General features: G+C 68.2%; 10 protein-coding genes and 2 pseudogenes. 7 read left to right on the top strand and 5 right to left on the bottom strand.

The features are described from left to right. Positions 1 to 118 precede the first annotated feature (118 nt). Both H8R17_RS42710 and H8R17_RS42715 read left to right on the top strand, forming a co-directional pair. Positions 119 to 859: an IS5 family transposase gene (locus tag H8R17_RS42710; RefSeq protein ID WP_187828579.1), complete on the top strand. Its 741-nt coding sequence runs from the start codon at positions 119 to 121 to the stop codon at positions 857 to 859. A 125-nt stretch (positions 860 to 984) separates the two neighbouring features. After that, a complete protein-coding gene (locus tag H8R17_RS42715) occupies positions 985 to 1,812 on the top strand; it encodes an FAD-binding oxidoreductase (RefSeq protein WP_187828580.1) in 828 nt (275 codons plus the stop codon). A 345-nt stretch (positions 1,813 to 2,157) separates the two neighbouring features. Here H8R17_RS42715 and H8R17_RS42720 read toward each other — a convergent pair whose 3' ends face one another. Both H8R17_RS42720 and H8R17_RS42725 read right to left on the bottom strand, forming a co-directional pair. Beyond that, a complete protein-coding gene (locus H8R17_RS42720) occupies positions 2,158 to 2,415 on the bottom strand; it encodes a hypothetical protein (protein WP_187828582.1) in 258 nt (85 codons plus the stop codon). Positions 2,416 to 2,487: 72 nt separating this feature from the next. Then, entirely contained in the window at positions 2,488 to 3,267 is a 780-nt protein-coding gene (locus H8R17_RS42725) for a helix-turn-helix domain-containing protein (protein WP_187828575.1), read from the bottom strand. A gap of 119 nt (positions 3,268 to 3,386) precedes the next feature. On the opposite strand from H8R17_RS42725, the gene H8R17_RS42730 reads away from it, so the two are divergent. The 4 genes and pseudogenes from H8R17_RS42730 to H8R17_RS49635 all read left to right on the top strand — a co-directional run. Then, positions 3,387 to 3,755: a nuclear transport factor 2 family protein gene (locus tag H8R17_RS42730; protein WP_187828576.1), complete on the top strand. Its 369-nt coding sequence runs from the start codon at positions 3,387 to 3,389 to the stop codon at positions 3,753 to 3,755. Positions 3,756 to 3,875: 120 nt separating this feature from the next. Next, a complete protein-coding gene (locus H8R17_RS42735; RefSeq protein WP_187828577.1) occupies positions 3,876 to 5,333 on the top strand; it encodes an MFS transporter in 1,458 nt (485 codons plus the stop codon). A gap of 235 nt (positions 5,334 to 5,568) precedes the next feature. Further along, positions 5,569 to 6,633: an acyl carrier protein gene (locus H8R17_RS48185; protein ID WP_262505966.1), complete on the top strand. Its 1,065-nt coding sequence runs from the start codon at positions 5,569 to 5,571 to the stop codon at positions 6,631 to 6,633. Between the two features lie 58 nt (positions 6,634 to 6,691). Continuing rightward, positions 6,692 to 6,898, top strand: a pseudogene (locus H8R17_RS49635) (group II intron maturase-specific domain-containing protein); the annotation flags it as partial. 100 nt (positions 6,899 to 6,998) lie between these two features. On the opposite strand, the gene H8R17_RS42750 reads toward H8R17_RS49635, so the two are convergent. Both H8R17_RS42750 and H8R17_RS42755 read right to left on the bottom strand, forming a co-directional pair. After that, the gene (locus H8R17_RS42750) at positions 6,999 to 8,528 is read right to left on the bottom strand and encodes a serine/threonine-protein kinase (RefSeq protein ID WP_187828581.1); all 1,530 of its coding nucleotides are present in this window, start codon (positions 8,526 to 8,528) and stop codon (positions 6,999 to 7,001) included. A gap of 344 nt (positions 8,529 to 8,872) precedes the next feature. Further along, the gene (locus H8R17_RS42755; protein WP_187828578.1) at positions 8,873 to 9,052 is read right to left on the bottom strand and encodes a hypothetical protein; all 180 of its coding nucleotides are present in this window, start codon (positions 9,050 to 9,052) and stop codon (positions 8,873 to 8,875) included. A gap of 42 nt (positions 9,053 to 9,094) precedes the next feature. On the opposite strand from H8R17_RS42755, the gene H8R17_RS46045 reads away from it, so the two are divergent. Then, positions 9,095 to 9,238 (top strand): hypothetical protein, encoded by a 144-nt coding sequence (locus H8R17_RS46045; RefSeq protein WP_223126118.1) that lies wholly within the window; start codon positions 9,095 to 9,097, stop codon positions 9,236 to 9,238. Between the two features lie 122 nt (positions 9,239 to 9,360). On the opposite strand, the pseudogene H8R17_RS42760 reads toward H8R17_RS46045, so the two are convergent. Beyond that, a pseudogene (locus H8R17_RS42760) lies at positions 9,361 to 10,600 on the bottom strand (IS110 family transposase). Positions 10,601 to 10,741 lie beyond the last annotated feature (141 nt).

Raw genomic sequence — 10,741 nt, forward strand, 5'->3', positions numbered from 1 at the left:
CGGCGTCGTACTCGGCGACCATGCGCAGCTTGTACTCCGGGGAGAAGCGGCGGCGGGTCGGTCTCGGTGCCGGGTCCTCGGACTCGGCCACCGGGACACCACCAACGCCGAATGGGCCCTGCTCGAACCGCTGCTGCCGACCCCGGCATGCGAGACCAGCAAGGGTGGCCGGCCGGAGAAACACCCGCGCCGCGAGATCGTCGATGCGATCCGCTACGTCGTCGACACCGGATGCAAATGGCGGGCCCTGCCTGCCGACTTCCCACCCTGGCGCACGGTCTGGGGGTTCATGGCCCGCTGGGCCGCCGCCGGGATCATCGGCCAGATCCGCGATCATCTCGCCAGCCGGATCCGCCGCGACATGGGCAAAGGCCCCCGGGCCGTGGCAACCGTGATCGACTCCCAGAGCGTGAAAGCCGCTGAGACAGTCTCCAAGGCCACCCGTGGCTACGACGCAGGCAAGAAAATCAATGGGCGCAAGCGCCACATGGTGGTCGACACACGCGGCCTGCCCCTCATGGTGATGGTCACCCCCGCGGACCTGCATGACGCGGCAGCGGCGAAGGAAATCCTGTTCCGTCTGCGCCTGATGCACCCCGAGATCACGATCGTGTGGGCCGACTCCGCTTACGCCGGGAAGCTCGTGGATTGGGCGAAACAGCACCTCAACCTCACCATCAGCAGTCTTGCGTGGATGATGCATGCCCGCCGCCACGCGAGAGACTACGAACGCCTCATCCAGCACTCCGAGACGCTGATCACCTGGGCGGCCATCACTCTCATGACCAGGCGTCTAGCCCGAAAGGGGGCCACCCCCAGCTGGCCGAGGAAACCGGCGCCAGCCGACGTAGGAAACTGACAGCACCTGTGGCGCCACCTCTGAGCTGGGGCGGAAAAGCCCGGGTACGGAGCGTCGGCGGACAGTAGCCTCGTCAGAATGTCGAGCCAGTCAGTAAGCAAGGATCTCGCGGTTGCGCCGCCGGGCTGCGGGCGGCGGCGACAGACGAGTACCGTCGGCTCGAGGCCGAGCTACCGGGACTTCCCGTGACCTGGTCCGGCTCACTGTCGTGGCGTGCGGGGGACAGTGCGCCGGAAGCCGGGCCCGGGCAGAAGATCGTCGACGCGGCCACCGCGGCGACGCTTGAGCCCAACCTGCTGCAGCCCCCGGACTGGGCCGTCTGGGCACCCGGCGAAGGCGCTGTCGACCCGGTGGGTGTGACCGAGCGGCTGATCGAGGGTGCCCGCGATCACGGCGCACAAGTACATCCGGGCGTCCCGGTCACCGCTATCCGCCGAGACGCCGCGGGTCGGGTCGTCGGGGTCGAGACGGCCACGGGGCCCCTGTCTGGCGCGACTGTGGTGCTCGCGGCCGGAGTGGCGACGGCCGCGCTGGCAGCGCCGCTGGGCCTACGTGTCCCGGTCGACCCGTCGCCGACGACGCTCTTCCGGTTCCGCGCGCCGGCCGGTCTGGTCCGCACGGTAGTCAACACTCAGGACTTTGATCTTCGGCAGGTCGCCACGGACCGGATCATCGCCGCTGCAGATTCGCCGGAACAGACTCTGGCCGCCATCCGGTCCACCTTCCGCGGCGCCGCGAGCGTCGAGCTGCTCAGCACCCGAGTCGGCGCACGCCCCATGCCGGCCGATGGCGAGCCCATAGTCGGCCCGGTCGCCGGGGTTCCCGGCCTGTACCTGGCGGTGATGCACGCGGCAGTCACGCTCGCCCCAGGCGTGGGCCGACTGGTCGCGAGGGAGCTGGTCGACGGCACCGTCGAGCCGGCGCTGGCCGGCTGTCGCCTCGACCGCTTCTAGCGTCCCGGCCTCCTCCACCAGTTGGTGCAGAGACGGTCCAAGGCGTTGTTAAGCGTGATCGGCTGTGGGTGAGCCGGCGGGACTCGGTGGGGACCGGCGCTCCTGAGCTCGACGCCGACACTCACCGCCAAACTCAGCCCCTACATGATCGACGCCAGGCCGGCCGAAACGGTGAGCTTCAACAACGACCTGGCCCGCAAGCCAGCGCCGGAGACTCCCTGACCTCGCCCTGGAGTTCGGAAACACGCACTAACCCCGATCGGGCCATGCGGGACGGCGTACGGCGCGGGCCCGGACCTCCGCTGGATCGGAAGGCCGGGCCCGCCTCGTACTCGGCCGCGCCGGTCAGGCCGGTGCAGCCTGCAGAGCGGCGAGCGGGGAGCGCCGGCCTTTCTCCACCGCACGCAGCTGCGCCCAGTCAACTTCGGGGTGTGCGGCGACCACCGCGTCGACGGACGCTGTGGTGTAGAGCGCGACGTCGACGGCCCCGGCCCGGCTCGTGCCGAAGCGGACCTCGATCGACTCGCTCGCTCGGCTTGATTCCCCAGGCCAACCGGCGCTGACCTGCGTCTGGCTGCCTACCACCGAGACGTGCTGGCACATCCGACGGAGTGGCAGCACCACGCCGAGCTGACTTGGTCGCGGCCACCTTCCGTGGTCGATGCGCCGAACTGCCTACCGCTGGTCGAGCCGGCGTCGGGTCTTGTCGTCGGCCGGCAGGAACGTCTCCAGATGCAGCCCTTCCAAGGCGGCATCGGAAGCAGTGCTGAGAGCGGCGGAGGTGCTGAAGAACCGGAGCGTGGTGCCATCCACGTCGATTTCGAGGGTGATCACCGGTCCCGTCAGGGGGGTGGCAGCATCGGGTTTGTCGAGGTACCCGGCGATCTCTGTGGCAAGCTCGTGGTGACGCTGGTCATGGGTGCGCTCCGCACGGTGGCTCACCTGCCTCAGAAGATGGCTGCCCCACTCCGCGAGATTGCCGATCCGGCTGGCCAACCCGTCCGGATGAAGACAGACCCGCACCACATTGATCGGCGGCTCCAGCAGCTCCGGCGCGCAACCAGCCAGCAGCTGATCAACGGCAGCGTTGGCGTCCACGATGTCCCAGTGATCGTCCAGCAGGAGCGCGGGGTACGGCAGGTGGGCACCGAGGAGTCGGCGCATGCCGTCCATCACTACCGCAATCGATACGTCGTCCAATTGGCGATCTTGATAGCGCGGTGCGTAGCCGGCGGCCAGCAGGAGTCGGTTGCGATCCCGCAGCGGCACATCCAGGTTGTTGAAGAGGTGCATGAGCATCTCCGGTGTTGGGTGCGCCTTGCCGGTCTCGACCCGGCTGAGGTGCCGGGTGGAGACCCGCGATCGGTTGGACAGCTCCTGCTGGCTGAACCGACGTCGTTCACGCCAGGTCCGCAGCAGTTCACCGACCGGCGGGGCTTCGACTGCAACGCTCATGCCACAAGTCTAGGGGGCCGTGTCCGGGGTCCCATGACCTGTGAGGTCATGGATCGGACAGCCGATCCAGGCCAGGATTTCGGACATCAGCCGATCGAGACGAACGGGAGAAAGTACGCGTGAGTGACCTGACCGAACTGGCCGGCCGTTACATCGCTATCCGGAACGAGGCGGACGAGGGCAAGCGTGCCCAGGCGATCTCCGACCTGTTCACCGCGGATGCCACGTACACCGACCCGCTGGCCGACGTGCAGGGGCACGCTGGTGTCGGCGCCGTGATCGCGGGCGCCCGTGACCAGTTCAAGGGCTACGAATTCAAGATTGTCGGTGACGTTGACGCCAATCACCACATCGCCCGCTTCCAGTGGGAGCTGGTTCCCGCCACCGGCGGCGGGAACGTCGCCATCGGTTTTGACGTGGCGGTGACCGACGGCGCCGGAAGGATCAAGGGCGTTTACGGCTTCCTTGACAAGGTGCCCGGCTCCTGAGGACAGCCCACAGCAGGGGTGACACCGGGCGGACCCCCGTGGTTAGGGGGTCCGCCCGTTTCCGTCCGGCCAGAAACGACCGAGCACAGCAGCCTACTCTCCCCCACGAGGAGCGCCACCATGACTACCGACGCCGACTCCGGCACCAGCTTCGAGGAAGAGGTGACACCACCGGCCGGTGCGGGCGGACCTGGCTGGGGTGCGCTGGCCATCGTAATGGTGGGCACCTTCATCACCGTCCTCGACTACTTCATCACTAACGTCGCCGTGCCCTCCATCCAGGCCGATCTGCGGGCCAACGACGCCCAGTCGCAGCTGGTCATCGTCGGCTACGGGGTTGCCTTCACCGCGAGCATGATCACCGGTGGGCGGCTCGGTGACCTCTACGGCAGGCGCCGTATGTTCGCACTCGGAATGCTGGGGTTCACCATCGCGTCCGGACTGTGCGCTGTGGCTCAGAACGCCGACGCTCTGATCGCCTTCCGGGTGCTGCAGGGTGCGGCGGCCGCGCTGATGGTTCCTCAGGTGCTCGGTATCCTGGGGGTCGTCTACACCGGGGCGGCTCGGGCCCGTGCCTTCGTCGTCTACGGCTTGGTGATCGGTCTCGCTGGGGTCTTCGGCCAGGTCATCGGTGGCGTCCTGATCTCGGCCGACGTGGCCGGACTTGACTGGCGGACCATCTTCCTGATCAACCTGCCGGTGGGTGTGGTGGCCCTCTTCCTGACGCCGCGTCTGATCCCCGAGTCCCGGGGCGCCGACGGCGGGCGGCTCGACTTGGTCGGCGCGGTCCTGTCGACTGTGACCCTGGTGGCCGTCGTGTACGCGCTCGTCCAAGGTCAGGAGCAGGATTGGCCGCTGTGGAGCTGGCTGCTGCTCGCGGCCGCGGTGCCGCTGGGTGTCAGCTTCGTCTCCCACCAGCGCCGCCGTACCCGGCAGGGTCTCAGCCCGCTGATCGAACTGGCGCTGTTCCGTGGCCGTACGTTCTCGGTCGGACTCGTCGCCATGCTGACGTACTTCCTGGCCATGGGCTCGTTCTTCTTCGTACTCGCGCTCTATCTGCAGCAGGGCAGGAGCCTGTCCCCGGTCGAGTCCGGGTTGGTCTTCCTCACGCTCGGCGGCGGGTACTTCGGCTCGTCGTTGCTGTCCACCAGGTTGGCCGAGCGCTTGGGCCACCACCTGTACGCGGCAGGCCCACTCACCCTGGCCGGCGGTTATGCCGTGGCCGGGCTGACCGCCGCGTGGCTCGGCACCGACGGCCACATTCTGTGGATCATCCCTCCGCTGGTCGTCGCTGGCGTCGGGATGGGCATGACGACTGGTCCGTTGACTGGTGCCGTCCTCGCGGGCGCCGACCCAGAGCACGCCGCCGGGGCCTCCGGTGTGGTCAACACCGTGCAGGAGGGCGCGGTCGCGGTCGGCGTGGCCATCGTCGGTACCGTCTTCTTTCCGGTACTCGGTGGGACACCGGTACCGGCAGACTATCCGGAGGCCTTCGGCATGGGACTGATTCCCCTTGTGGTCTTCTGCCTCGCCGCCAGCATGATCGTGCGGTTCATGCGGCCGCGCGCCGAGCGGTGAGGACGTATCGCCGGATCTGAGCCCTGGGCCGTGGACGGCCGGACCGACGCACCACGTCGGGCCGGCCGTCCCGCATTGCTGTGCCCGGGCCAGTGGTGGGTCAGCGGCGTGTCAGCTGCCGGTGTTTGGCTTGACGCCCATACGCCGGTGCTCACCACCGGCTCTGCCCTCCGGATCGGTAACCACATGCCTGATGCGCACATATCCCTGGGACAGCTGCGTGAGCTGCCCGCCCATGAGATCAGGCGAGGTAGAGGCCCTCGTCGAGGAGCTGTTCAAGGACGCTCTGCTGAAGGAGCCCGACGAGGAACTCCCCTTGCAGACCAGCTACTTCGATCTGGGTCTCACATCGCTGCGGCTGACCCGTCTCAAGCAGCAGATGGAAGAGCTGATGGAGCTGCCCATCAACACGAACGTGCTGTTCAACGAGCCCACCGTCGAGCGACTGGTCCTGTACCTGACCGACCTGCTCGCCGGCGCGTCCGCAGCGGACCCCTCAACGTTCGAGGAGTGCGCCGACTGCGGTCAGCTCCGACACCCGGTGGTGCGACGGGACGACGGCCGAGGGCTGTGCATGAGGTGCTGGAAACGCCCGATGCACACCTGCGTGAGCTGTGGAAAGTCCGCAGCCGCTGCCCTCGTTGACGACGACGGCGCACTCTGCCACCTCTGCTACAACCGCCATCGCCGGCCACGACGGCTCTGCGGTCGGTGCGGACAGCTCAAGCGCATCGCCCGCAACGCACGCGACGGACAGCCGGACCTCTGCGACGGCTGCTACCAGAGCCCCGAGGCGACCTGCTCAATCTGCAGCCGGGTCCGCCCCTGTACCAGCCGCGATCCACAGGGCCAGCCGATCTGCGCCACCTGCTACCAGCGACACCGCACCGGTGAGCCGTGCGCCCGCTGCGGCCGGACCAAGCCGGTCAACACCCGATGGCCCATCGGGCAGGTCTGCATGACCTGCTACACCGCCGTGCTCCGGTCACCGGCCGAGTGCCCTCGCTGCCGCATGATCCAGCCACTGATCGCGCGCGGTGACGACGGCACCGAGGTCTGCGGACCCTGCGTCGGCTTCGCCGCCGACTACACCTGCCGTGCACATCGACCGCATGGCCGAGACGAGTGCGCGTGGCGACGCCAGCGTCACGAGCCTCGGCTCCAGTGGCGAAATGGCGGTCGTTCGGCGGGATGCCGGGCCACCTGGGCCATGAGCGCGTCGTGGTCGATCGTGCCGAAGCAGTCCCGACGCGCGGTCGGTTGTGGGGCAGGCTGGCGAGCTGCTGTAGGGGGGTGGTGACCGAGCGGCCGGTGTCAGCCGTGGTCGCCGACCTCAACTCCGTGCTGCGGGCTGGTCAGCGTACTTCCGCAACGGGAACTCCGGGCGGAGATTCAACGCGGTCGACGGCTACGTCCACGAACGGCTGGCCATCTTCGCCAGCCGGAAACACAGACTCCGAGGCCGGAACTGGACCACCCGATTCACCTACGGATGGATCTCCCGGCTCGGCGTCTACCGCCTCACCGGAAACGTGCACAGGGCGACGGCGCATGCCAGTCGGTGAACGATGTCGGAAAGCCGTGTGCGCGAGAACCGCACGCACGGTTTGAAGCGGCGGGGGCTGGAAACGGAGCGGAAGCCACCGCGCCAGTCCCCGACCCTACTCAGCTGGTGTGGATGGTGGCGACAGCGGTATCGAAGACAGGCTGGTAGGTCTGCCACTGGACGGCGGGGGCGGAGAGGTAGATTCCGTAGCCGTTCTGGCGGGCATCGCTCCAGCCCAGGTCGATGGCGCGGTACCGGACACTGGCCTGCCAGGTGAACTCCCACACGGCTGCCGGTCGTCCCTGCTGGCAGGTTTTCTCCAGACGTAGCCGCCGGTAGTCCTTGAAATTCTTGCTGAGCATCTTTTCCAGGCTCGTCCAGCCGGCGACGGGGTCGGTGCCGGCGAGGTCGGTACGCCCGATGCGCAGGAGCACGCGGTTGGTGGGGTCGATGAAGTCAACCTGCTGTCCGTCGCTGCGTTCTTTGCTCCGCCAAGCGGTGGGCACTGCGACGGTGCCGCCCAGGTAGTGCACCCAGCGGTAGCGGGCTGGGAGGGTGGCTGAAGGAGCCGCGCCGCAACTGAGCGAGGTGTTTGCCGAGTGCCGGGCCGTGACGCGCGGGGTGACGTCCTGTTGGGCGTAGCCGTTGGCGCCCCAGGCCAGCGCGGCGACGGTGGCCAGAGATGCCCCGATCGCCGTCACGGCCGCCTGCGGCCGTATGCGCGGACGTCTCGCGCGGCGGGTCCGGCCCGCGTTCGGGTCGGAGGCCCGTTCAGCGAGGGCGCGTTTGGCCGACTCCGTCAGGGCCGTCGGCGGATCGGCAGGTCCCGGCTTCGATGGGGTGTCCTCGGCGACGGACCTGAGTAGCTGCTCGGCTTGTTCGGCTGTCCGTCGGGCCTGTGGGATCTTGGCCAACAGGCCTTCCAGGATCGGGGCGAGGGCGCCGGCGCCCCGCATCGGGTGCGGCTCCTCGGCCACGGTCGCGTACGCCTCCTCGAGCGCGGTGGGCCGTTCGAACGGGCCGTGGCCCTCCACCGCGTAGTACAGCGTGGCGCCCAGAGCCCACAGGTCGGAAGCGGGCCCGGGCGCGCCGCCTGCGCGCAGACGCTCAGGGGCGATGTAGCCGGCCGAGCCAGTCAGCTCACCGCTCCGGGTCAGGGATGCCGCGCCGGCCCACACGGCGATGCCGAAGTCGGTGAGCACCACCCGGCCGTCGGCGGCAAGCAGCACGTTGCCTGGCTTCACGTCCCGGTGTAGGACCCCGACTTCGTGCGCGGCGCGCAGCGCGGCGAGAACTTCACGGCCGATACTCGCCACCTCCGGCGCGGTGAGCGGACCGTCTTCCGCGACCCGTTGCGCCAACGACCGGCCCTGCACCAGCTCCATGACGATGCACGGCAGCCCCTGGCTGTCCTCGACAACGTCGTGAACCATCACCACATTGCGGTGGTTGATCATCGCTGCGCTGCGCGCCTCACGTCGAACGCGCTCGTAGCGGTGACGCAGCTCCTGTGTGTCGGCCTCCGGGCGGGCGGTGAGCAGCTTGACGGCGACCTCACGGCCCAGCAGCGTGTCCTCGGCCCGCCAGACAGCACCCATTCCGCCCCGGCCGACCTGCTCGACCAGCCGATAACGTCCGGCAACGAGCATCTCCACGACAAACTCTCCGATCTCACTCCCACCGCAGCCTGCGGCGGACCTACTCCACACGAGGGCAGGATCCACCGCAGCACCTCCGGCGGCCCTGCCCACACCAGGGCAGGATAAGCGCCCTGTTGACCGCGATCACGCGGGGTATACGCGCAGCCGGTGGAGGGGCAGAGACGTCTCCCGGTAGCGGCGCTTTGGCCCCGAGGTGCGGCACGTGCTGCTCGCCGCCCTGGTCTTCCGCCGCGAGCGGGAGATCACCGACACCCTGGTGGAGCTGCTGAACTCCACCGTGCACCGCATCAACGCCCGCGCTGTTCGAACTGCAAGCCTGGCTCGGACACCGCTCAGCAGAAACGACTCAGCATTACGTCAAGATCAGCCCGGACAAGCTGGTCAAGGCATACAGCGACGCCGGGTACTTCGAGCGCAACGTCCGCACCATCGAAGTCCTCGTCGACCGGGACGCGGTCGCCTCCGGCGCCGCCGTCAGCGGGGAGCCCTGGCAGTACTACGACCTCGGTCACGGCTGGTGCACCTACACCTTCTTCGAGCAGTGCCCGCACCGCATGGCCTGCGCACACTGCGACTTCTACACCCCGAAGGATTCCTCCAGGGGCCAGCTGCTGGAGGGCAAAGAGAACCTTCAGCGGATGCTCGCCTCGATCTCGCTCAGCGACGAGGAGCGAGCAGCCTATGTCGTCTCAACGTGATTGAAGGCATGGAGATCTGAAGAGAGCGTCTGACGCGTAAATAGCTCCAGGTCAGGGACTGTTTGGGCAGGGCTGGGTGCCCGGCGGTCGTGGAGGCCGCCGGGCACTTGCTCTGTGGGCAGTCAGGCCGCGCTTTCGATCGGGTTGAGGGTGACGGTGTACCCGAGTTGGTTGAGGGTGTTGAGCGCGCGTCGGGTGGCGCGTTCGGGGTCACGCTGGGTGAAGTACCGCCGAGCTCGTCGTAGGGGACGCTGTCGGTGAGCATGTGCCAGATCGCGGTGATGATCGAGTGCTCGACGGCGACCAGGGCCCTGAGCGGACCACGGCGTGCGGTCAGCCGCTTGTAACGGGCCTGCAGGTAGGTGTCTTTGGTTCTCACCGCGCCGAACGCGGCCAGGCCGAGGGCGCCCTTGAGATACGGATTGCCGGGACGGACCTTGGTGGTCTTGGTGCGGCCGGCCGACTCGTGGTGGCCGGGACAGACCCCGGCCCAGGACGCCAGGTGCTTGGCGGAGGGGAACCGGCTCATGTTGCCGCCGGTCTCCGCGATGATGACCTCGGCGGTGGCCCGGTTGATCCCGGGGATGGTGTCGAGCAGGTCGAGGCTGCCCTGAAAGGGGGCCATCGCCTCCTCGATCCGCTCATCCAGCCGCCCGATGGCGCCGGTGAGCTGGTCGTACTGGTCCAGATACAGCCGGGCCAGGAACGCATGGTGGTCACGGAAGCGGCCGGTCAGGGCCTCGGTGAGTTCGGGGATCTTGTTGCGGAGCTTGCGTTTGGCCAGGTCCGCGAGGATCTGCGGGTCGCGTTCCTCGCGGATGAGGGCCTCCAGCATGGCCCGGCCGGAGACGCCCATGAGGTCGGAGGCGACCGCGGCGAGTTTGATCCCGGTGTCCTCCAGCAGCTTCTCCAGCCGCTGGACGATCTGCCCGCGCTCGCGGGTCATCTGGGTGCGAGCCCGGGTCAGATCCCGCAGTTCGCGGACCGGCTGCGGTGGCACGAACGAGGCACGGACCAGGCCGTGGGCGCCGAGCTGGGCCAGCCAGGCCGCGTCCGAGACGTCCGTCTTGCGGCCGGGCAGATTCTTGACCTGCCGGGCGTTGACGAGGATCACGTTCAAATCCTCGGCCAGCAGGTAGTAGAACGGCTTCCAGTAGTCGCTGGTGGCCTCGATCACGACGAGGGTGACCTCGGCGGCGAGCAGATGATCTCGGAGGGCGAGCACCGCGTTTGTCGTCGAGCCCCAGGTCGTGGTCTGGGTGGTGAACGACCCCCGCCGTTTCGTGCTCGGGGTGCGGACGCATGCCTTGGCGTCCTTCTTGCTGATGTCCAGACCGGCCAGCGTTCGTGCAGCACGTCCATGGCCTTGTTCCCTCCCTCACCCAACGGCCCAACAATTCGCCGTTCCGGGAGGGTGAATCGCCCCGGGTTTGATGGAGACATCGAAGACCCGGAAGGATGCCGATCATGGCTGCTCCCCGCAAGTACCCCGACGAACTGCGC

This window comes from Streptomyces sp. TRM68367 (assembly GCF_014495685.1).
Classification (GTDB): domain Bacteria; phylum Actinomycetota; class Actinomycetes; order Streptomycetales; family Streptomycetaceae; genus Streptomyces.

Bases quoted from the DNA above. Each gene is read 5' to 3' on its own strand.
- H8R17_RS42720 (WP_187828582.1), bottom strand. From the start codon at position 2,415: ATGTGCCAGCACGTCTCGGTGGTAGGCAGCCAGACGCAGGTCAGCGCC.
- H8R17_RS42725 (WP_187828575.1), bottom strand. From the start codon at position 3,267: ATGAGCGTTGCAGTCGAAGCCCCGCCGGTCGGTGAACTGCTGCGGACC.
- H8R17_RS42735 (WP_187828577.1), top strand. From the start codon at position 3,876: ATGACTACCGACGCCGACTCCGGCACCAGCTTCGAGGAAGAGGTGACA.
- H8R17_RS48185 (WP_262505966.1), top strand. From the start codon at position 5,569: ATGAGATCAGGCGAGGTAGAGGCCCTCGTCGAGGAGCTGTTCAAGGAC.
- H8R17_RS42750 (WP_187828581.1), bottom strand. From the start codon at position 8,528: ATGCTCGTTGCCGGACGTTATCGGCTGGTCGAGCAGGTCGGCCGGGGC.
- H8R17_RS46045 (WP_223126118.1), top strand. From the start codon at position 9,095: ATGGCCTGCGCACACTGCGACTTCTACACCCCGAAGGATTCCTCCAGG.